19 protein-coding genes and 1 pseudogene are annotated in these 22,964 nt (G+C 40.3%); 17 read left to right on the forward strand and 3 right to left on the reverse strand.

Translation table 11 applies throughout. The annotated features are described in order from the left end of the window. Positions 1 to 2: 2 nt before the first annotated feature. The 9 genes and pseudogenes from H8744_RS13240 (at position 3) to H8744_RS13280 (ending at position 10,444) form a co-directional block, all read left to right on the forward strand. Positions 3 to 1,979 (forward strand): GxGYxYP domain-containing protein, encoded by a 1,977-nt coding sequence (locus tag H8744_RS13240; protein WP_262435286.1) that lies wholly within the window; start codon positions 3 to 5, stop codon positions 1,977 to 1,979. Further along, positions 1,972 to 2,844 carry a carbohydrate-binding protein gene (locus H8744_RS13245; protein ID WP_262435287.1) on the forward strand — a complete coding sequence of 291 codons (873 nt, stop codon included), beginning with the start codon at positions 1,972 to 1,974 and terminating at the stop codon, positions 2,842 to 2,844. The genes H8744_RS13240 and H8744_RS13245 overlap by 8 nt, the downstream gene beginning before the upstream one ends. Before the next feature lie 373 nt (positions 2,845 to 3,217). Continuing rightward, positions 3,218 to 5,116, forward strand: coding sequence for a GxGYxYP domain-containing protein (locus H8744_RS13250; protein ID WP_262435288.1), 1,899 nt, complete (start codon positions 3,218 to 3,220; stop codon positions 5,114 to 5,116). A 182-nt stretch (positions 5,117 to 5,298) separates the two neighbouring features. Then, the gene (locus H8744_RS13255) at positions 5,299 to 6,597 is read left to right on the forward strand and encodes a phenylacetate--CoA ligase family protein (RefSeq protein ID WP_262435289.1); all 1,299 of its coding nucleotides are present in this window, start codon (positions 5,299 to 5,301) and stop codon (positions 6,595 to 6,597) included. A 15-nt stretch (positions 6,598 to 6,612) separates the two neighbouring features. Further along, entirely contained in the window at positions 6,613 to 7,038 is a 426-nt protein-coding gene (locus H8744_RS13260; protein WP_262435290.1) for an ACT domain-containing protein, read from the forward strand. Positions 7,039 to 7,130: 92 nt separating this feature from the next. Further along, positions 7,131 to 7,934: an outer membrane protein assembly factor BamD gene (locus H8744_RS13265; protein WP_262435291.1), complete on the forward strand. Its 804-nt coding sequence runs from the start codon at positions 7,131 to 7,133 to the stop codon at positions 7,932 to 7,934. 15 nt (positions 7,935 to 7,949) lie between these two features. Continuing rightward, a complete protein-coding gene (locus H8744_RS13270) occupies positions 7,950 to 8,285 on the forward strand; it encodes a DNA-directed RNA polymerase subunit omega (RefSeq protein WP_262435292.1) in 336 nt (111 codons plus the stop codon). 128 nt (positions 8,286 to 8,413) lie between these two features. Further along, a complete protein-coding gene (locus H8744_RS13275) occupies positions 8,414 to 8,860 on the forward strand; it encodes a DUF4293 domain-containing protein (protein ID WP_262435293.1) in 447 nt (148 codons plus the stop codon). A 230-nt stretch (positions 8,861 to 9,090) separates the two neighbouring features. Next, positions 9,091 to 10,444 (forward strand): annotated as a pseudogene (locus H8744_RS13280) (transposase). Between the two features lie 217 nt (positions 10,445 to 10,661). Here the strand turns inward: H8744_RS13280 and H8744_RS13285 are convergent. Together H8744_RS13285 and H8744_RS13290 are read right to left on the reverse strand one after the other, a co-directional pair. Then, entirely contained in the window at positions 10,662 to 11,390 is a 729-nt protein-coding gene (locus H8744_RS13285) for a porin family protein (RefSeq protein WP_262435294.1), read from the reverse strand. Between the two features lies 1 nt (position 11,391). After that, positions 11,392 to 13,167, reverse strand: a complete 1,776-nt coding sequence (locus H8744_RS13290) for a PBP1 and LysM peptidoglycan-binding domain-containing protein (protein WP_262435295.1) — start codon at positions 13,165 to 13,167, stop codon at positions 11,392 to 11,394. 143 nt (positions 13,168 to 13,310) lie between these two features. Between H8744_RS13290 and H8744_RS13295 the strand changes: the two genes are divergently transcribed. The 4 genes from H8744_RS13295 (at position 13,311) to H8744_RS13310 (ending at position 18,927) form a co-directional block, all read left to right on the forward strand. Continuing rightward, the gene (locus H8744_RS13295; protein WP_262435296.1) at positions 13,311 to 14,000 is read left to right on the forward strand and encodes a T9SS type B sorting domain-containing protein; all 690 of its coding nucleotides are present in this window, start codon (positions 13,311 to 13,313) and stop codon (positions 13,998 to 14,000) included. Between the two features lie 7 nt (positions 14,001 to 14,007). Further along, positions 14,008 to 16,845: an excinuclease ABC subunit UvrA gene (gene uvrA, locus H8744_RS13300; protein WP_262435297.1), complete on the forward strand. Its 2,838-nt coding sequence runs from the start codon at positions 14,008 to 14,010 to the stop codon at positions 16,843 to 16,845. A 3-nt stretch (positions 16,846 to 16,848) separates the two neighbouring features. Beyond that, the gene (gene ybaK, locus H8744_RS13305; RefSeq protein WP_305067374.1) at positions 16,849 to 17,328 is read left to right on the forward strand and encodes a Cys-tRNA(Pro) deacylase; all 480 of its coding nucleotides are present in this window, start codon (positions 16,849 to 16,851) and stop codon (positions 17,326 to 17,328) included. 66 nt (positions 17,329 to 17,394) lie between these two features. Further along, positions 17,395 to 18,927, forward strand: a complete 1,533-nt coding sequence (locus tag H8744_RS13310; protein WP_262435298.1) for a peptide MFS transporter — start codon at positions 17,395 to 17,397, stop codon at positions 18,925 to 18,927. A 97-nt stretch (positions 18,928 to 19,024) separates the two neighbouring features. Here the strand turns inward: H8744_RS13310 and H8744_RS13315 are convergent, their stop codons facing one another. Then, the gene (locus tag H8744_RS13315; RefSeq protein WP_262435299.1) at positions 19,025 to 19,522 is read right to left on the reverse strand and encodes a GNAT family N-acetyltransferase; all 498 of its coding nucleotides are present in this window, start codon (positions 19,520 to 19,522) and stop codon (positions 19,025 to 19,027) included. Positions 19,523 to 19,759: 237 nt separating this feature from the next. On the opposite strand from H8744_RS13315, the gene H8744_RS13320 reads away from it, so the two are divergent. The 4 genes from H8744_RS13320 (at position 19,760) to H8744_RS13335 (ending at position 22,885) form a co-directional block, all read left to right on the forward strand. Beyond that, complete coding sequence (locus tag H8744_RS13320; RefSeq protein ID WP_262435300.1) at positions 19,760 to 20,086, forward strand: PadR family transcriptional regulator; 327 nt, start codon at positions 19,760 to 19,762, stop codon at positions 20,084 to 20,086. 22 nt (positions 20,087 to 20,108) lie between these two features. Beyond that, positions 20,109 to 21,206, forward strand: coding sequence for a PspC domain-containing protein (locus tag H8744_RS13325; RefSeq protein WP_262435301.1), 1,098 nt, complete (start codon positions 20,109 to 20,111; stop codon positions 21,204 to 21,206). 155 nt (positions 21,207 to 21,361) lie between these two features. Continuing rightward, on the forward strand, positions 21,362 to 22,357 hold the full coding sequence (locus H8744_RS13330) for an MBL fold metallo-hydrolase (protein ID WP_262435302.1): 996 nt from the start codon (positions 21,362 to 21,364) through the stop codon (positions 22,355 to 22,357). A 21-nt stretch (positions 22,358 to 22,378) separates the two neighbouring features. Beyond that, complete coding sequence (locus H8744_RS13335) at positions 22,379 to 22,885, forward strand: flavin reductase family protein (RefSeq protein ID WP_262435303.1); 507 nt, start codon at positions 22,379 to 22,381, stop codon at positions 22,883 to 22,885. Positions 22,886 to 22,964: the final 79 nt, after the last annotated feature.

Consider the following 22,964-nt stretch of genomic DNA (forward strand, 5'->3'; position numbering starts at 1 on the left):
GTATGAATATAAAATGTTTTATATGTCTCTTATTGGGAATGAGTAGCGCTGTGACAGTAATGTCACAGCCGGCTACCGTTGCCGGTGAGCAAGTGGAAGCTCCTTCACAGGATGCCTTGGTGATCCCGATGAATGAGTCGGCTGTGTCCGTGGTATATGATCCCAATAACTCTGCTACCTTTACGGAGGATGGAATAAAGGCAACAAGTGACGGATTGACATTGGACTTAGGTGAAATAGATTTTGACTCTGATAGTTATAATGCGATATGGGTGGAAATGGCAAATGTCATGAAGCCGACTGAAGAGACAGGATTTGATTTTTATTTGGACGATATGTTATTGGAACCTAAAACTGATTTTAAGATCAGTCAGGAAATTCCTCACCTGGATTCTTATGCTTCGGATAAAGAACCGCAATCCGGACTGTATTTTAAGAATGAAAATGTTCCCATCGACATGATTTCTGTTTTTGATGTACGTCGGGACGACAGTTATGGTAAGATTACAGCAGCAGTGGCTCAGGGAGTGCTGAATCAGCAGAAAGCAGAGGTGTATCTGGTGTATGAAGACCATCATCTGACTCAGTTTGAAGATGTATATGGGAAACAGGGAGTGAACTGGAAGCTACAAAAAGGGGAGTACTCAAAAGAAAAATATGCAGGACTGGCTACGATTATCGAAAAATATAAAGATCGTTTCAGGAAGATGATATTGTGGGACCCTTCTAAAGAATGGACATGGTGTATGGCGCAGATGATCTGTGCCCAACAACAGGGGATACCTGTCACTTCGGAAATAAAGGAATTTTTCAATGAAGAGTTGAAATGGAATATAGAATGTGAAGATATAACAGATAAATGGTCTACAAAACTGGAAGCCTATCAATGGGCAGTCGATCATTTAACGGAGAATTGTCATAAAACTCTAAGCTTTTCAGCCGGCCTCCGTAGTGATTATCTTACTAATCCCTGGAAAATATATGACTATGCGGCAGCTTCTAAAGGTTTTGTTTTCTTCCTGAGCAATTCCAATCCGGATGAATTTAACATGATTCAGAAAATCTGCCGGAAAATGAATTATCAGCCGGGTTCTTCTACCATGGGATATGGTGCTGACAATGACGGAGATGCATTGAATAATGCCACAAACCCGTATAACGTCGGTTTTATGGTGAGCGATTATTATGCCAATGGCAGCTTTTGGTGTTCATTTCCCCGCAAATCTTTTCAGCAACGTAAAGGACAACCTATAGAAGCGCAGCCGGGAAAAATTTATGTTAGCTTGGTTTGGAGTGATGGAGACAATGTGCAGTTTGATTCTAATCAGATGTATAATATGTTCAAGAATGCGAAAGGGCGTGGTGAAGTTCCTGTGGGAATGACAATGGCTGCCTCGTTACAAGAATTGAATCCGGTATTATTGGAGTTCTTTTATAAGAACCTGACTCCGAATGATGAGTTGATTGCCGGGCCTTCCGGGTTTCAATTTATTTATGGGGACAAGTATAATGAGGTGAATTATGAGAAATGGCTTGAAATCAATCGGCAATGGATGGAGACAGCAGGCTTTCATACAGGATGCCTCTGGAATACTACCGATAAGGAACGTTTTGGAAAATACATGCGAACATGTGGTTTACAGGGTGTCTTTGATGGTTTTAGCAATAATAAAGAACGCTACGAGACGGGAAAGGACGGTGAAGGAGTGGTATGTATTCTGCAAGGGACACATTGTTGGGCTGAAGGGGATGTGTATAAAGATTTGGTAAGTGTGAAGCCGAATAGCTCGAAACCGGTTTTCAGGAACGTTTATCTGATTGCAGCCAATTATGGCGGAACCGAAGGATACGAAAGGCTGATCCGTGAATTACAACGTGTTGAAAGTTATCTCCCAAATACTTACGAATTCTTATTGCCCATGGATCTTTGTGCCACATTGAAATGCTATCTTGAGAAAAATGGAGGTGGACATGAGTAAATCCATTTTATTATTTGTTTTGTCTTTATTCTCCATTGTATCTGTTTATGGAGGCGATATCCGTATCCCCGCCAAAGGTGGGGGACTGTATCAGGTAGTCATTGTGGATAGAGGCTCGAAAGGGGCAAAATATGATGGAGTTACCGGAGCCATTGTCAATACGAGTCACGGAACCAAAATAGCTGTGAGAGATATTGACTTTGGTAATGAAAGATACGGTTGGTATAATCAATTTATGATTGAATATACCAATCCGTCAAATTGTACGGATGCATATTTTGATATTTATATTGAGGATACTACGGTTCCGGTAGCTTCTATTCCTGTTGAACAAACAGAGGAAGGTGAATATAAGGAAACTTTAGCTTCGTTGAAGTTGAATATCATTGGTTCTCATGCTGTTTACATACGTTGGAGAAATCATTCTGCCAATCTGAAAACATTCGGAGCCAATGCATTGGTTCCTTTTGCAAGTGTGTCTTTGGTTCGTACCGGATCGTTGACAAAATATAAATTCAATGTAGGCGATTTGGAGTCTTTAACCGGGAAGCATCGGTTAAAGATGGTATGGAGAAAAAATAATGCTACAGTAGCGAATGTTTATCTGGATAGTAATAATCCCGCTTCGGTGGAAAAAGTGTATGAAGAAGATGTTCATGCCTATGGGGTCAAGGGCGGGATTAAGATTGAATCTTCTAATACGATCGGTGAAATTTGGGTTTCCTCTTTAACCGGCTTAAGAATGAAGGAGTTCGTCTCATTGGGTACGTCCGAATATATCGCACTACCTTCCGGGTTTTATCTGTTAAGAATAATTCCTGATAACGGTAAAACGATCGTTTGCAAAGTCCTTGTCAGGGATTGAAAAAGAGTAATTTTTAAATGCTTGATAATCAACAAATATAAAAATGTATTTTTACCCCGGTGATGAAAGGTTTGTTCATCGGTGAGGAAGACCTCCTTCATCGGTGATCAAGCGCCCTTTGATCGGTGATATTCAAGGATGTTCCCCGGAGCCGGGAAATGTGGACAATTTCAGGCATTGGTTTATGTAAAATATTATTCTTTAATTCTATTTCAAATGGATGGACGGAAAATGTTATATTTGCCACTTTATTGGGGCATATTTCAGGTTAGCTATTGCTATGCCGTTTGAGATTAACTCCATGATGAGTGGAGCGATTTTTTTTAATTGGAAATGTACAAAAAGTGATTACGATAGATATAAGTTTTATACGATGAAATACTTAAAGTTATTGATTGCATTTTTATTGATTACAAATGCTGCTTTTGCCGGAGAAAAAACTTTTGCCGGAGAGAGAATAGGTATGTACGATTTGCGATATACACTCTTGACGGATTTGAAAACTAACACTGGGATTAATACTGCCTGGGATGATGTTCATGCAGTCTCTACTCTCCAAGGAATAGTTAACCGGGACAAACCCTGCTTATACGTGTTCTTTGTGATGGAAGGTGAAAATGATATCGACACTTATTGGTGGAACAAATATTCTCAAAAAGACGAGTGGTTGTACGGTCGGACGGTACAAAAATTCGCTACTATGGAGGAGTTGTTTACGGCTTATGCGCCCTTAATCAATGGAGCGGTAGTGTATGATGGCAATGTGCCTTCTACAAGTAACGTAGCCTCTTCGGTAGCGGGCATTGAGAATCTGGTTGCCATTCGTTATGATACGACTCCCGGAAGTTTATACGATCGCTTAATACTGAACGGTCCGAAATTACCCGTTAAGAGGTGGTTATTAAATTCTGACGGGACATCTATGTTTACGGGGAAAAAAGGCACTAAAATTATTGGAACAGACCGTTGGTCGACCGGTTCGTTGAAAAATGATCCTTATGTGTGGTTTATAGAGAAATATATGAAGACTGGTAAATGTAACACGGAATTTGCTGCGTATTATATTGATCAGTACTGGAAGCAAAATCCTTTCGCTACGGTAAGGAACCATCATACATTGACCAATCACGATTTTTTCGTTAGTAAGAAAGCGTTCTTCTTCGATTTGTCACCATGGGGAGACGAACCCGCTACGGACGAACCCGGTCAACCGGTAGGAACTGATTTGAATACGCTGAAAGAAATGTTATTGCTGGCCTACCAGCAGAATAAAAATAAGAAGATGTGTTATATAGGCGGTTTTCCGTCTTGGGCATATAAATATACCATGCATGCGTCCGGCATTCATGATGACGTGCCTACCGAATGGGAGTTCAGCCGTGTCATCAGTGCCTATAATGCATTTAAAGATGCAGATGCTATAGGATATGGAGCGTTGGCTAATTCGTCCTTCTGGCAACATTTTCCTACGAAGAAGAAATATCAGCAGGCATGGGTTACACACGATGAGTTGCAAAAGAGGGGGCTGTTGACTGCGGATGGCAAGGTAAATGTGGACGGTAAGAACTTTATCATCTTCTACGTTGGTGATTACGATGCTTCATCATGGGTGTCTCAGCGTACACCTTCCATCTGGGATGATCCCAATCGGGGTAAATTGCCGATGATGTGGTGCATTAGCCCTGTGTTGGCGGAACGGGTACCGCATGTAATACACAACTTCCGTGTGACGGCAACCGGGAATGATTATTTTGCCGCAGCAGATAACGGAGCAGGCTATATAATGCCGGGAATGTTGCAGGAACCGCGTGAATTGTCCGGATTACCTTCCGGTCTGCCGGTATGGGCAAAACATTGTCGTAAATATTATGACAAATGGGGATTGTCCATTACAGGTTTTGTGATTGACGGGCTTGCTCCCGGATTGGATCAGGAGGGGCTGGATTGCTACGCTTCTTTCAGTCCGAATGGCATTGTGCCTCAAAAAGTTCCTATGGCTCTGCTGCATAAAAATATGCCTGTGATTCGTGCTGATTGGGATATCAATGAGGGTGACCCGAAGGTTGCTGCCCAAAGGATCGTTGAACGTGTAAAGCAACGTTCAGCCATGCCGTTTCATTGGTTTCGTAATATTTTAAAGAAGCCAACCTGGTATTGTGAAGTGATGGATGAAGTGAAATCTTTGAATGAAAACATCGTTTTGTTGGATGCGCCGAGCTTTTTTGAATTACTACGTATTTACCTGAAAGATCATGATTCCTATGTAGAATGACAGTAAGTTGTAAATTCAATGTATAATTGGAGCAATAATGGGGTAATAATTGTGATAAAGGTTGCAATTTGTATCTTTTGTATCCGTATCTATGTCATTTCTAAAATATTTCCTTTACTTTGCAGTTACTATAATAAACCGGAGTAAAGGTTATAATACAAATAGAAATACAACATAAAGAGATGATTTGGAACGAAAGCATTGAATGCATGGATCGCGATAGCCTTCGCAAAATCCAGGGTATACGGCTCAAAAAGATAGTAGAACACGTATATCACAACACCCCTTTTTATCGGAAGAAGATGCAGGAGATGGATATTACTCCTGACGATATTAACAGCATTGACGATATTGTAAAACTGCCATTTACGACAAAGTATGATTTGCGGGATAATTATCCATTTGGATTGTGTGCCGTACCAATGAGTCAGATTGTCCGTATTCACGCTTCTTCCGGAACTACCGGTAAGCCTACGGTGGTAGGGTATACCCGCAAAGATTTAGCTTCCTGGACAGAATGTCTTTCGCGTGCTTTTACAGCTTTTGGAGCAGGTAGCAAGGATGTGTTTCAGATATCATATGGGTATGGATTGTTTACCGGTGGCTTAGGGGCTCATGCCGGTGCTGAAAATATCGGAGCGTCAGTGATTCCGATGTCAAGTGGCAACACGGAAAAGCAGATCACCCTGATGCATGATTTTGGTTCTACTATGTTGTGCTGCACCCCTTCTTATGCACTTTATTTAGCCGATGTGATTAGAGACTCCGGTTTTCCCCGGGAGGAGTTTAAACTGAAAGCCGGAGCATTTGGTGCTGAGCCTTGGACGGAGAACATGCGTCGTGAGATAGAAGAAAAATTGGGTATTAAAGCTTTTGATATTTATGGATTAAGTGAGATTGCAGGGCCGGGCGTGGGTTATGAATGCGAATGCCAGCATGGGACACATTTGAATGAAGATCATTATTTCCCCGAAATTGTTGATCCGCAAACTTTGCAACCTGTATTGCCGGGTCATACAGGCGAACTCGTTTTTACTCACCTGACTAAGGAAGGAATGCCATTATTACGTTATCGTACGAAAGATTTGACAGCTTTGCATTATGATAGATGTGATTGCGGACGTACATTAGTACGAATGGATCGCATATTGGGACGCAGCGATGATATGTTGATTATTCGCGGTGTCAATGTGTTCCCGACACAAATCGAATCCGTGATCCTCGAATTACCGGAGTTTGAACCTCATTACCTTTTAACGGTCGATCGAAAAAACAACACGGACACCATGGAGTTGAAAGTGGAAGTGAGGGAAGGCTGTTATTCGGACCAGATCAATAAGATGTTGACATTGAAAAAGAAACTTACCGGCCGTTTGCAAAGTGTTCTTGGATTGGGAGTCGACGTGAAGCTGGTTGAACCCCGTAGTATCGAACGTAGTGTGGGCAAGGCTAAAAGAGTAATTGATAACAGGAAATTATAAGTAATTCATATAATTATGGTAGCAAAACAACTTTCTATTTTTTTGGAAAATAAGTCTGGGCGATTGACGGAAGTTACCGAAGTGTTGGCTAAGGAAAATATCAATTTATCCGCTTTATGCATTGCGGAAAATGCCGATTTTGGAATTTTGCGCGGGATAGTATCCGATCCGGACAAGGCCTATAAGGTTCTAAAAGAGCATCACTTTGCAGTGAATGTGACGGATGTAGTGGGGATCAGTTGCCCGAATGTGCCCGGTGCATTGGCAAAAGTGTTACGTTATTTATCCGATGAAGGGGTTTTCATTGAGTATATGTACTCATTTGCCAAGAATCATATTGCCAATGTGGTAATCCGTCCTAATGACATGGCAAACTGTATCCGGGTGTTGACTGATAAAAAGATTGATCTGTTGGCAGCAAGTGAATTATACAAATTGTGACTTGTAACTTGTCGCTTTTTTATATTAAAAAACATTGATTAATTGGTTTATTCGGTGTGATTCTTTACCTTTGCGCATTATTTCGAAAAAGAATGAAAAAGAAAATCATTATAGCTCTACTTGCAGCTGCTGCGCTTTCCTCGTGTGGAGAGTATAATAAGTTGCTGAAAAGTACCGATTACGAATACAAGTACGAGGCAGCTAAAAACTACTTTGCAAAAGGAAAGTATGGACGTGCGGCTACGTTGCTGAATGAGTTGATAACCATTCTGAAAGGAACCGATAAAGCTGAAGAATCCCTTTATATGCTCGGTATGAGTTATTATAATCAGAAGGATTATTCTACGGCAGCCCAGACTTTTATTACTTACGCTAACACTTATCCACGTGGTATGTTTGCAGAATTGGCAAGCTATCATGCAGGTAAAGCCTTGTATTTGGATACTCCGGAGCCACGTCTGGATCAGTCGGGTACATATACGGCTATTCAGCAGTTACAGACTTTCCTTGAATACTATCCGTCAAGCACTAAAAAGCAAGAAGCTCAAACTATGATTTTTGCTCTTCAGGATAAGCTTGTAATGAAAGAATTACTTTCTGCCCGTTTATATTATAATTTGGGCAATTACATGGGAAATAATTACGAATCCTGTGTTATTACAGCCCAGAATGCATTGAAGGATTATCCTTATACGGATTATCGTGAAGACTTGTCTATTCTGATTCTACGCGCTAAGTATGAAATGGCTATAAATAGTATTGAGGAGAAAAAGGTAGATCGTTATCGTGAAACGATTGACGAATATTATGCTTTTAAGAATGAATTTCCTGAAAGCAAACACCTGAAAGAAGCTGAAAGGATATTTAATGAATCAACAAAAGTAATTAAAGACTAAATTATAAATAGATTTATGGATTACAAAAAAACAAATGCCCCTGTCAATACCGTGACGCGCGACATGATGGAATTGTGTGACGATACGGGTAATGTTTACGAAACTGTGGCTATCATTGGTAAGCGTGCTAATCAGATCAGTGTGGAAATCAAGAATGATCTTTCCAAGAAACTTGCTGAGTTCGCTTCTTATAATGATAATCTGGAAGAAGTTTTTGAGAATCGTGAGCAGATTGAAATTTCCCGTTATTATGAGAAATTGCCAAAGCCAACATTGATCGCCACTCAAGAGTATATTGAAGGTAAGATTTACTTTAGAAATCCTGCTAAGGAAAAAGAAAAATTGCAGTAAGAAGAATTTATAAGAATAAAGTAGTCAAGTAGTAAGTAGGAATATCTTCTTATTATTACTTGGCTATTTTTTTTCTGTTATATACTATTTGAAAGAGTATCTACTAATTAATTAACTACTATAACAATATGATTCAACGTATTCAAACCATTTATTTGTTGCTTGTTACAGGGCTTCTGACAGCAAGCATGTGTTTGCCTATAGGTACTTTTGTAAATGCCGATGGGGTAGCAAACGTTTTTAAACCGCTTGGATTGATGGTGAGTGGAGAATTACAATCTACCTGGGGGCTTTTCGGCATTCTGATGCTGGCTGTAATTGTAGCACTTGCCACTATCTTTCTATTCAGGAATCGCATTTTGCAGATTCGTATGGCAATCTTTAACAGTGTTCTGTTGGTAGGCTATTACTTGGCTTTCCTTGCTTTCTTTTTTGTTTTGAAGAATGAGGAGAATTCGTTTCAGGTTCATTGGGCGCTCTGCTTCCCGTTAATAGCGATTATACTTAATTATCTTTCAATACGTGCCATCGGTCGTGATGAGGCTATGGTTCATGCTGCGGATAGGCTTAGATAAAAGCAGATAAGTGAAAAGACAAAAGTGAAGAGTGAAAAACGATGAATTTCTATAGGAAAACACTCATCGTTTTTCACTCTTCACTTTTGGGATATTCAGTAAATCCTATAAAATTAGCCAACTAATTCATACTAAAAGTATTGTGAATTAGTTGGCTTTTTTGTATCTTTAGGTATTCCCCCTAAAATACGGTTTGCCGGCCAAAACGGGGGAAATATCCACACTAAGATATGGCGAAGATACAAAATATTTCAGAAATTCACCCTACTTTAGGGTTTCCAGAATTCGATATTCTGGAAAAATATCGTAAGAGTTTTCATGCGAGTGAACTTGGCAGTCTTCATTCCGTGTTTCCGTTCGAGAGTATAGCCAAAGAGACAGGCCTTTCACAATCCCGCTTGGGTCGCAGGAACAGTTTCAGTCCTTCCGCGAAGATAGCCCTTATGGTACTGAAGGCTTATACCGGATTCTCTGACAGGCTGCTGGTAGAACATCTTAACGGAAACATACATTATCAGCTGTTTTGCGGTATCATGATAGACCCGTCCTGCCCTATAACCAACTACAAGATAATCAGCGCTATCCGTAATGAGGTTGCATCCCGTCTTGACATCGACTCCCTTCAGAAGATTCTTGCCTCACACTGGAAGCCTTATCTTGAGAACCTTCACGTGTGTATGGCCGATGCCACATGCTATGAAAGTCATATGCGTTTCCCTACGGACATGAAGCTCCTTTGGGAAAGCATGGCTCTACCGGCATGTCTGCATGCATTGTGGGAAACTCGGCATAAGGTGTCCCCGTAACAAATACACAGATGTTGCAGCATCCTATCTGTCCTATTGTAAGAAAAGAAAGAGGAAGGCTTCGAGGACAAGAATGCTGAAGCGTCGCATGATCAGACTCCTGGAAAAACTCATCATGCAACGGGATGACATTCACAGAGAACACGGCTCTTTACTCAAATATACACAGGATTATCAGAAACGGCTTTCCATAATCAGCAAGGTCCTTGTACAGGAAAAGGAACTCTTTGAAGGCAGGAAGGTCAGTGACCGTATTGTCAGTATTGACCGTCATTATGTACACCCTATAGTAAGGGGCAAGGAGACAAAATCTGTCGAGTTCGATGCAAAGGCTAATAACATACAGATAGATGGAATCTCATTCATCGAGCACGTCTCTTTCAAGGCATTCAATGAGGGCATACGTCTGAAGGATTGTATCCATATGCATCAGAAACTGATGAATGTGAGGGTCAGATGTGTGGCCGCCGATTCCATATACGCCAATAATGCCAACAGGAAGTTCTGTACAAAATATGGGATATCAACCTCCTTTGTACGCAAGGGAAGAGCTGCAAAGGACGAGGCGGTGAGGAAGGCTCTCAGGAGTGAACTCTCGAGGGAAAGAGCCACCAGGCTTGAAGGCAGTTTCGGTACGCAAAAACAGCATTATTCGCTATCGAAAATCAAAGCACGGAACAGGAAAACAGAAATCCTGTGGATTTTCTTTGGGATACATACGGCAAACGCAATATTGATGATTGATAAAATCAAAAACAGACAGAAGAAAGCTGCATAGCATAAGTATAAAGAATCTGTTAGAAGAAGTCTCAGGCTTCTTCCGGAACATCATGCCCAAAAGGAGAAGATTTTAGGTCAGAGAGAAAAAATAGATAATAAAAATGGCATATGAGATGATATTAGTAAGTCATCTTCATATGCCATATTACTTTTAAAGACATTTACTGAATGTCCCACTTTTGTCTTTTCATTCCTTGGGTTCGTCGTTTGATCACTTATTTCTTAAGGTCGAATAAGTAACTTAGTTTTATTGTTATTGTTCTGTTGGCTGAACGGGCAAAAGGGTCTTTCTTTGTGTTGCCGAAGAAGTCTGCCAAGCCAAAGTAATATCTTCCTTCCAACAAAAAATTACCGGCCTTTTTAGTCCTTATCTCAAGACCGAGCCCTCCGGCAATTCCATAATCAAATTTATTCTCTATCTTTTTTCCATATTCCTTCTGGATATTCATTTGTTCGTTTGTCCATCCTTCAGCATCTTCCGAATCGCTTAATAAAAAGCCGATTTGGGGACCTAAATTCAAAAACACCTGGGCTCCTCTGTCTTTCCCAAAAGCGAGATGAGCCAGAAAAGGAATTTCGAGATAAGTCATATTGCGTACATAGCTTCTCGATAAGTCTTTTTGTCCATCGGCAGTTTCGTATAATTCGTCCCAACCCTTTTGTGCAATATTTAGCTCTACCTGAAGTCCGCATATCATTGCAAAATATTTCTCCGAGATGTAACGAGCGGTTAGCCCACCTGTGATTCCCATCAGCATATTCTGTTTTATTTTAGATTGGCTGCTGGCGGCATTATTGATTTCGAAGCTTACGGTATTGAGATTGACTCCACCATTGATACCTATGGCGAAATTATTGCGTTGTTCGCCAATTTGCGCTATCGATGGAAGTGAAATACCCATTAATAATAATGTGGCAAGTATAATTGACTTTTTCTTTATCATCTTATTCGAAATCAAGTTTTACTAATTCGTAATCTTTGGTGAAGTGGACGAAGAATACCTTTTTGTTAATGAACCCTCCCCAATTGTTTACACGTTGAAACTTAAATCCGGTTTGAATAGGAGTGAGATCCATATTGGACAAATTCTTTTCCAGTTCTGAGCCATATTTGGATAAACCTTTTAAAAAGAAGAATCCGGTATCAAATCCTAACATACCATATTGCGGATAGTTGATTACCATATCTTTGCTATACCATTTATGGTATGCTTTGATAAAGTTGATAGCTGCCGGAAGCAGATTGTTCGTATAGAATGAGGAATAAAAGTAGGTGTCCAGTTCAAAGAAACTATCCAAATGATTCTTTGTATAAGTTTGCCATTTCGGATAACCGAAGAGGTGGAAGGGGATTTCCGGATTTTCCCTTTTTACTAAAGTCAACTGCGGTATGATTTTGATGAGTGTGACATCACTGTCGGATGTGGGAATGAATATATTTTCCTTATCGTTACGAAGAGCATTTTTCAACATCTCGGCAGTTGCTGTCTCCTGCAATGTTTTTACCGGGATTCCCTTGTTTTTTAATTCTTGTTTCAGGCCTTTGATAAATTCAATTTTGTCTTTATCCGTATTGGCCGCTTCCAGAATAATGACATTGGCATCGGGAAATTGGCGTGTAAAATGTTCGTATACTTCCGAGTATAGATAAGATTGTGGAGTGTTTATTTGGTATATGAAAGGATTGTTGAACACCTCGTCTTCCTTTGAAGAGAAGGGTATTATCATGCGTATGTCATGCTTCTTGGCAAACTCCGCCAATGTCTTGGTATGTTGTGATTGTGACGGGCCGAAAATGATATTCATCTTTTTCATTTCGTCTTTTGCCAGTATGCTATTTAGGGAAGCCTTATCTTCTCCGCAGTTGTATGCATAAAGGTCGATAGAGATGCCGGTGCGTTTTAGGCTGTCTACAGCCATTAAAAAGCCTTCGTAATATTCCACCATACGCTTATCCTGTATGAATGGTAACAAGATTGCAGCTTTGATTGTACTGATCCGTTCCGGTTTTTCTTTATTGGCCTGAAATAGTTCTTTGTCGGTCGGAGGAATGATATTTTTATTTTCTTCCGGTACAACGGTTTTTGCAACAGGGTAGGGGATACAAAGGAATTGTCCTTTTTTCATACCTTGTTTTAATTCCGGATTTGCATCGATCAATTCTTGTTCGGTAATACCGTATTCACGACTGACACTGAAAATCGTTTCACGTCGTTTTACCTTATGCATATCTTTACATCTGGGTTTCACCGGAGCTTGAATGGCAGAAGTTGCTTTATTCTCCTCTACCTTTCCCTTTCTTCCTTCTTCTTGCTCCCCTTCGTCTTCGGATGGGATTCGTATTACTTGTCCGATGCGGAAGTTTTCGGCACTTAAGCCTGGGTTTGCTTCGCAAATAGCCTTGGCGGATATGTGATACATCGTTGTCAACTTATACAAAGTTTCTCCGGCTTGTATGGTGTGAAATGTTTCGTCTTTCTGAGCGGTTTTCTTCTGAGGTATTTTAATAGTCTGTCCGGCATATATTTTTTCTTCGCATCCCGGGTTTAGCTGGATGATATCAGACTGGCTTACTCCGTACATGCTAGAGATGGAATATAAACTTTGTCCTTTCTCAATGGTGTGGAGAAAATAAGATTGATTCTCCTGAGCGTGGATGCTCATGACAGAGATACTTATGAAAAACAGAAGAAAAAGTATCCGGCTTATTATTGGTCTCATCAAATTCTAATCTAATGGTTCTTGAAATCAAGCAACAAAGGTACGAATTCTGACCTATATCTGCCTAATAATTGAGTTAAGAAAATAATATTGTGTTTCTTTAATATCATAATTCAGGCGGAAACATTATTTTTGCAGATAATATGTTATCACGTAAATTATTCTATATAGTATTGTTATGCGTTGCCCTGCCACTCACAGAAGTTTGGGCACAAATCGATTTGAATCCTTACGCTGTGGTACTTCGGGAGAATGGCGTTGAACCGGAAAAACCGGATACGATACATCCTGGTGACAGTAACCCCCGTTCGGCTCCTTTGGAACTTCGATTTTTTCCCGGGATAGAGTCACCTCCCGCGACTCTTCGTTATGAGTGGCAATTTGCAGAAGATGCAGGGTTCAATATTCCGAATCATTCTCCTCGATTTGACCAAGAGACTGTAATGACATTCGAGGAGGCAGGTCGTACTTATATCCGTCTGTTGGTGACGGATACTGGAAGTGATGAGGAAAATGAAGAGGTGTCGGGTACGATTGTCATTCAAATCACGGAGTCGGAATTGGATATTCCGAATGCTTTTTCTCCCAATGGAGATGGCATTAACGATGTTTTCAAAGTGAAATACAAGTCTTTGGTTAGTTTTAATGCGGTAGTTTTCAATCGTTGGGGACAGAAAATGTACGAATGGGGGATGGATCAAATAGATGACGGATGGGATGGAACTGCGCATGGACATCAGGTTCCCAACGGAGTGTATTTCATTGTGATAGAAGCGCGTGGAGCAGACGGAGTTGTGTATAAACATAAAGGAGACATAAATATACTGAGGTAAAAAGATTATGAAGGAAACAGAATATATAAATGTATACGGTGCGCGTGTACATAATTTGAAAGATATCGATGCAGAGATTCCCCGTAACAGTCTCACGGTTATAACCGGATTGAGCGGAAGTGGGAAATCTTCTTTGGCTTTCGATACGATTTTTGCGGAGGGACAGAGGCGATATATAGAAACTTTTTCAGCCTATGCCCGAAATTTTCTGGGTAACTTGGAACGACCGGACGTAGATAAAATCACAGGCTTGAGCCCGGTTATCTCGATTGAACAAAAGACGACTAACAAAAATCCACGTTCCACCGTGGGTACTACAACGGAGATATATGATTATCTTCGTTTGCTTTATGCTCGTGCGGGAATTGCCTATTCTTATCTTTCCGGAGAAAAGATGGTGAAGTATACCGAAGAGCAAATACTGGATTTGATTCTGAAAGATTACAAAGGGAAAAAGATATACATGTTGGCACCTTTGGTTCGTTCACGTAAAGGACATTATAAAGAACTGTTCGAACAAGTACGGAAAAAAGGCTATCTTTATGTGCGTGTTGACGGTGAAGTGCGTGAAGTAACGCATGGCATGAAACTGGATCGTTATAAGAACCATGATATTGAAGTGGTCATCGATAAATTGATTGTGTCCGATAAGGATGATAAGCGGCTGAAGCAGAGTGTGGCTACGGCAATGCGTCAAGGTGACGGATTATTATTGATATTGGATGCGAACACAGAAAGCATCCGTCATTATAGCAAACGGTTGATGTGTCCGGTTACCGGATTATCTTACCGGGAACCGGCTCCCCATAATTTTTCTTTCAATTCTCCGCAAGGGGCGTGTCCCAAATGTAAGGGATTAGGTGTGGTAAGTCAGATCGACGTTGATAAAGTTATACCAGACCGTAACTTGTCTATCCATGAGGGGGCTGTTGCTCCATTGGGTAAATTTAAGAACGCAATGATTTTCTGGCAGATTGCGGCATTGCTTGAGAAATATGAAGCTACCCTGAAAACTCCGGTGAAGGATTTACCGGATGATGCTATTGACGAGATTTTATATGGATCGGATGACCGGATCAAGATAAAAAGTTCGCTGATCGGTACTTCTTCCGACTACTTTGTAACTTATGAGGGAGTAGTGAAGTATATTCAGATGCTTCAGGAGAAGGATGCTTCCGCTACTGCTCAAAAGTGGGCGGAGCAATTTGCCCGAACTACGGTTTGCCCGGAATGTAAGGGTGCAAAATTGAATAAAGAAGCACTTCATTTTCGTATTCATGATAAGAATATCTACGAACTCTCTAGCATGGATATCAATGAGCTTTACGATTGGTTGATGAATGTGGATGAGTTTCTATCTGATAAGCAAAAGAAAATAGCCGTAGAAATCCTGAAAGAGATTCGTACCCGGCTGAAATTCTTGCTGGATGTAGGTTTGGACTATCTTTCCCTGAATCGCAGTTCTGCAAGTTTGTCGGGTGGTGAAAGCCAACGTATTCGTTTAGCTACACAGATCGGATCGCAGTTGGTGAATGTGCTTTATATTTTGGATGAACCGAGTATAGGTCTGCATCAGCGTGATAATTTGCGTTTGATCCGTTCATTGAAAGAGTTACGCGACATGGATAACTCCGTTATTGTTGTGGAGCATGACAAAGATATGATGTTGGCTGCGGATTATGTGATCGATATGGGACCTAAAGCCGGACGTTTGGGAGGTGAAGTTGTATTTGCGGGTACTCCCCAAGAGATGTTGCAAACTAATACACTAACCTCACAATACCTGAACGGGCAACAAAAAATAGAAGTTCCTGCAAAACGTCGTAAAGGGAACGGAAAATCACTGTGGCTTCGCGGAGCGAAAGGGAACAACCTGAAAAATGTAGATGTGGAATTTCCTTTAGGAAAATTGATTTGCGTGACCGGAGTTTCTGGTAGTGGTAAATCTACATTGATCAACGAAACTCTGCAACCCATTCTTTCCCAGAAGTTCTATCGCTCGCTTCAGGACCCGTTAGAATATGATTCCATTGAAGGATTAGAGAACATTGATAAGGTGGTGAATGTGGACCAATCTCCTCTGGGGCGTACTCCTCGTTCCAATCCGGCTACGTATACGGGCGTTTTCTCGGATATCCGTAGTTTGTTTGTCGGATTGCCTGAAGCAAAGATACGGGGGTATAAACCGGGGCGTTTTTCCTTCAATGTTGCTGGAGGCCGCTGTGAAGCTTGTTCCGGAAATGGGTATAAGACGATTGAGATGAACTTCCTGCCTGATGTTTATGTGCCCTGTGAAGTATGTCATGGGAAACGATACAATCGTGAAACTCTTGAAGTGCGTTTTAAAGGGAAATCAATTGCTGATGTGTTGGATATGACTATCAACAGAGCTGTGGAGTTCTTTGAAAATGTGCCTCAAATCTTGAATAAGATAAAAGTTATTCAGGATGTCGGATTAGGTTATATCAAGCTGGGGCAATCTTCAACGACGCTTTCCGGTGGAGAAAGCCAGCGGGTAAAGTTGGCTACCGAATTATCAAAACGGGATACCGGTAAGACTTTGTATATTTTGGATGAACCTACGACCGGTCTGCATTTTGAAGATATCCGTGTTTTGATGAATGTTCTCAATAAACTGGTAGACAAGGGTAATACGGTGATAGTGATAGAACATAATCTGGATGTTATTAAAATGGCCGATTATATTATTGATATGGGGCCTGAAGGAGGTAAAGGTGGTGGAGAACTCCTTAGTTTCGGTACGCCTGAAGAAGTTGCGAAGAGTAATAAAGGATATACACCGAAATTCCTTCGTGAAGAATTAGTCCCCCAAAAAGTGAGATAAGTGATGAAAATAAATAAAACGAATGCGGCACGACTGCTCGATAAGGCAAAAGTAAAATATGAACTTATACCATACGAGGTTGATGAAAGCGATTTGAGTGCTGTACACGTAGCAGACAGTTTGGGTGAAAATATCGATCAGGTATTTAAAACACTTGTTTTACACGGTGACAAAACAGGATATTTTGTTTGTGTCATTCCAGGAGAACATGAAGTAGATCTAAAGCTTGCGGCAAAAGTTTCCGGTAATAAAAAATGTGATTTGATTCCTATGAAAGAGCTTCTTCCGACCACAGGTTATATCCGGGGAGCTTGCTCTCCAATAGGCATGAAAAAACAATTCCCGACATATATTCATAAGACATGTCTTGACTTTCCAATGATTTATGTAAGTGCCGGACAGCGCGGATTACAGATAAAAATAGCCCCGAATGATTTAATTAAAGAAGTACGGGCTGAAGTTTCCGTCTTATTTGTTGAATAAATCAAAAAAATGTATATATTTGCGGAAATTATAATATCTCATTTATTAATCTAATATTCTAAGTTTATGTTTGAAGGACAACCTAAAGGTTTGTATGCCCTGGCACTTGCCAACACAGGTGAGCGTTTCGGTTATTACACAATGTTGGCAGTGTTTGTGCTGTTTCTCAAAGCTAATTTCGGCTTGTCACCGACTGTAGCAGGAAATATTTATGGTGGCTTTCTTGCTATGGTCTATTTCTTACCGTTCATCGGTGGTATTCTTGCCGATAAATTCGGTTATGGCAAGATGGTTACTATCGGCATCGTTGCTATGTTCATGGGGTATGTGTTGCTTGCTATTCCGGCAGGTACGGATACAATGGGTATGGTGTGTATGATAGGTGCATTGTTGATCATTAGTACCGGTACGGGACTTTTCAAAGGAAATTTGCAGGTGATGGTTGGTAATCTTTATGATTCACCGGAATATGCTTCAAGGCGTGATTCTGCTTTTAGTATCTTTTATATGGCCATCAATATCGGTGCTTTGTTTGCACCATCATGTGCTGTAGGTATCATGGATTATGCACAGAAGAGTTTGGGAGTAAGCGTAAACGACTCTTATCATTTCGCTTTCGGTGTGGCTTGCATCTCACTGGTTGTTTCTATGATTATCTATTATTCTTTCCGTAGCACATTCAAACATGTGGAAGGCAACACCAAACAACAGGTTAGTGCAGGTGCAGGCAAAACTACAACAGCCGATGAACTTTCTCCGGCTGAGACAAAGGAACGTATTGTAGCTCTTTGTCTGGTATTTGCCGTAGTTATTTTCTTCTGGATGGCTTTCCATCAGAATGGATTGACATTAACTTTCTTTGCTGACGAGTTCACGGCTAAGAGTTCTACGGGGCTGGAAAGCATGATGTTCACGGTATGGAATTTGGTGGCGATCATTTTTATCGTTTATGCTCTGTTTTCATTGTTCCAAAGTAAGACCGGACGTGCAAAGTTGATTTCGGGTGTGGTTATTTTGGCTGCTGTGGCATTCTTGATATATAGATATACGATACTTCCCGAGTCTACGGTGGTTGACGCTCCTATCTTCCAGCAATTCAATCCATTTTACGTAGTAGCTCTTACGCCCGTCTCTATGGGTATTTTCGGCTGGTTGGCTTCTAAAGGTAAAGAGCCAAGTGCGCCTCGTAAGATTGGTCTCGGTATGCTGGTGGCAGCTTGTGGTTATATTCTGATGATTTTTGCTTCTATAGGATTACTTTCGCCCGATCAGCAAGAAGTGGCTATGGAGGCCGGTACTGCTTCGTTTGTATCACCGAACTGGCTAGTATCTACTTATCTTGTTCTTACTTTCGGTGAGCTTCTACTGTCACCTATGGGTATTTCTTTTGTATCCAAAGTGGCACCTCCTAAGTACAAGGGTATGATGATGGGCGGTTGGTTTGTGGCAACGGCCATCGGTAATTATCTAACATCTGTGGCTTCCGCTCTGTGGGGTGATCTACCGCTTTATGTGGTATGGGGAGTGCTGGTAGGTCTCTGTTTGTTGTCTGCTCTGTTCATTTTCTCCGTAATGAAACGTTTGGAAAAAGTGGCATAGACTCCTTGTCGAGAATGATATAAAGAAAAAGGCTGCGCGAATTATCTAAATATGAAATTCGTGCAGCTTTTAATTTTTATTTTCTACTGTTTGATCGTTAAATCTGTTTTCCCATTATATAATCATTCATATAATACCCGTTTCCTATCGAAAAATTTCCTTCTCTAAGTATCTTCATTCCCATGTGTTTGTAGAAATGCAGTGCCTTGTTATTACGGTTCACGTTCAGTTCCAACATGCATGGACCGGGGTGGACTTCCTTTATATATTTAATGGCTTCGTCTAACAGGAGGCTACCACAATGCGCTCCTTGAAAGTGAGGGAGTACGTATATTTTCTGCAGATGGAACAAGTCTTCACCTTGCTGCTGTACGGATACATATCCTGCCGCTTCACATTCCTTGTAAGCAATTAGGTATACATGGCCTTCCTCTTCCATTTGTTTACGCAAATTTTCATGAGAATACATCCAGTCCATCATGTAGTTTAATTGATCCGGGCTAAGAATATTTTTGTAAGTGTCGGTAAAAACTACTTCGGCCATATTATGGATCAATTCACGATCTTTAATTGTTGCTTTTCGAACGGTAAACATTATGTATTGCTTTTGAGATTATATAGACTGCAAATATATAAGAATTATTATTAGAGTGGTAAAAGAACGTATTTAAGTGATAGTTAAATAATATTTTAATCTTGTGTTAAATACCTTTCTTTGCATTTTGAAGTTTATAGCCCCTTATCCCTTAATTGTAGTTAATTTATAGTACTATGTATTGCATAGTACTAAAGCAATACATATATTTGTTGCATCAAACTAATAAAAGAGCCTATGAATGTAGATAATGTAAAATCACAGATGCGGAAAGGGATGTTGGAGTACTGCATCATGTTGCTACTACATAAAGAGCCGGCTTATGCTTCAGACATTATTTTAAAATTAAAGGAGGCACAGCTGATCGTAGTGGAAGGAACTTTATATCCTTTGCTTACCCGATTAAAGAATGACGAGCTTCTAAGTTATGAGTGGATAGAATCTACTCAAGGACCGCCACGTAAGTATTATAAGCTTACTGAAAAGGGGGAGATATTTCTTGGAGAGTTAGAATCCTCTTGGAAGGAACTGAATGAAACAGTAAATCATATTGCTAACAGATAATCCTATTAAAAAAGATATAACAATGAAAAAAACATTGACAGTAAATTTAGGTGGAACCGTGTTTCACATTGATGAGGATGCTTACCGGTTACTTGATAATTATTTGTGTAATCTCAAACTCCATTTCCGTAGCCAGAAAGGAGCAGAAGAAATTGTAGATGATATTGAAAACCGGATATCCGAATTGTTTCTAGAGAAAATAAATGCAGGATCGCAGGTAATTACACTTACGGATGTGGAAGAAATAATTACCCGTGTTGGAAAACCTGAAGATTTTGGTACTGAAACCGAAGATGAAGAGGAGAAAGTAGATTCCACTAATTCAGGAAACGCTAAAACTTCTTATACATATACTAGTCACCGACGTTTATATCGTAATCCGGATGATAAAATATTGGGTGGTGTACTAAGTGGTTTAGCTGTATATTGGGGGTGGGATACGACTGTATTACGTCTGATTGCAGTGTTTTTGTTAGTTTTTGGATATGGAACATTGATCCCCATATACATCATATGTTGGCTTGTGATTCCTGAAGCACGGACTGCCGCAGAGAAATTAAATATGCGGGGTGAAGATATTACGATTGAGAACATTGGAAAGACTGTAACGGATGGATTTGAGAAAGTGGCAAATGGAGTCAACAATTATATGAATTCAGATAAACCTCGTACTTTTATCCAAAAATTGGGAGACGCATTTGTTTCTGTGATAGGATTTTTCTTGAAAGCCTGTTTGGTGGTACTTGCGATTATTTTTAGTCCTGTGTTGTTCGTATTTGCCATTCTGTTTATTGCATTGGTGATTGCAACCATAGCGATTGCCATAGGTGGGGGAGCGTTGCTTTATGAGATGTTACCTTTAGTCGATTGGACACCATTAGCTTCCGTGTCACCATTGATGACTGTGGTAGGCAGTCTGGGCGGTGTAGTCATGGTAGGAATTCCTTTGGCAGCCATTATATACACGATTCTTCGGCAGATATTCCATTGGTCACCGATGGCTACGGGATTGAAGTGGTCATTGTTTATTCTTTGGTTGTTAGGAGTGGCTTTGTTTCTTATTAATCTTTCCGCTTTAGGCTGGCAGTTACCATTGTATGGCATTCATACGATGGTGTGAGATCTATATCGGAATCTGCCATAACGGGGAGTAGATTTATTTATAAATATTATTTTTAGTTGTTTTCACGAAATGTGTTCCGGTTTGTGTGTCCGGGGCACATTTTTTGTTCTATATTTGTGTGTGATATATTTATTAAGGTATAAGAGAAAAGTATGGGTGAACATATATGTTTCAGGAGAAACGAGCGTCTGGCTACAATAAATCCTTATTGGAGGGGGAATCCGACAGTAAAAGGACGTTTTTTTAATAGACAGCACCGTTTTCGCCCTGGTATGGGTAGTGTGCTGAAATGGCGTTTTTCTCCAAATCCACAACGGAAGGAAAAGCGGACTGTAAAATGGAATCCGAAAGTAAATTATCTCTGTTCGTTGGAAGGAGTAGTGGGGAATTCATTGATATGGCTCGGGCATAATACTTTTTTTCTGCAATTAGCCGGCAAGCGGATTATGTTCGATCCGGTGTTTGGTAACATTCCTTTTGTTAAACGGAAAAGCGACTTTCCTGCTAATCCTGATATTTTCACTGGAATTGATTATTTATTAATCAGTCATGACCATTTTGACCATCTGAATCGGCAAAGCATTGCCCGTTTATTGAAAAATAATCCTCAAATGAAATTATTTTGCGGTCTTGGTACAGGAGAATTGATTAAAAGCTGGTTTCCGAAAATTGAAGCTATAGAGGCTGCATGGTATCAACAGATAGAAGATGAAGGTTTGAAAATAACTTTCCTACCGGCTCAACATTGGAGCAAACGTTCGGTGAATGATGGTGGACAACGCTTGTGGGGTGCTTTTATGATACAAGGTGATGGAATAACTTTGTATTATAGTGGAGACACCGGTTATTCAAAACATTTTTCTGAAATAAAAGATTATTTTGGCACACCCGATTATGCTTTGTTAGGAATAGGTGCTTATAAACCTAGGTGGTTCATGCGTCCTAATCATATTTCTCCTTATGAGGCTTTGACCGCTTCAGAGGAAATGCAAGCTAAACTGACAATACCTATGCATTATGGTACTTTTGATTTATCGGATGAACCGCTTCATGATCCTCCAAAAGTATTTGAATCCGAAGCAAAGAAACGTAAGATAAATATAGCTATTCCGGCTTTAGGAGAAATTGTGAAATTGAACAGGCAATAAGATATAAAAAATAGAGATAGTATGAAGAGATTGGAAATAAAAGAGCTTTCTGAGAATTTTTTTGAAGCAATCGGAAAGGAGTGGATGTTGGTAACAGCGGGTACAAAAGATGGCTTCAATACCATGACAGCCAGTTGGGGAGGCATCGGGTGGCTTTGGAACAAACCTGTTGCTTTCATATTTATCCGGCCTGAACGTTTTACATATGAATTTGTCGAAAAGAGTGACTTTTTGACACTATCCTTTTTGGGGGAGGAAAATAAAAAGATTCATGCCGTTTGCGGATCAAAATCGGGTAGGGAAGTGGATAAAGTGAAAGAAACCGGGTTGAAACCTTTGTTTACAGATCAAGGAAATGTTCTTTTCGAACAGGCTAGATTGAGTCTGGAGTGTAAGAAGCTTTATGCGAATACGATTAAGGAAAGTTGTTTTCTGGACAAAAAATTGATAGAAAAATGGTACGGAGGAGCGCATGGAGGGTTTCATAAAATGTATGTGGCAGAGATCGTCAATATATGGGCAAATTGAGTAACTTCTATCATATGGTATAATTTTAAATATCGTATAAATAAAGAGGCCGTTTCACTTCACACATGAATATGAAACG

The organism is Jilunia laotingensis, from assembly GCF_014385165.1.
Taxonomy (GTDB): domain Bacteria; phylum Bacteroidota; class Bacteroidia; order Bacteroidales; family Bacteroidaceae; genus Bacteroides; species Bacteroides laotingensis.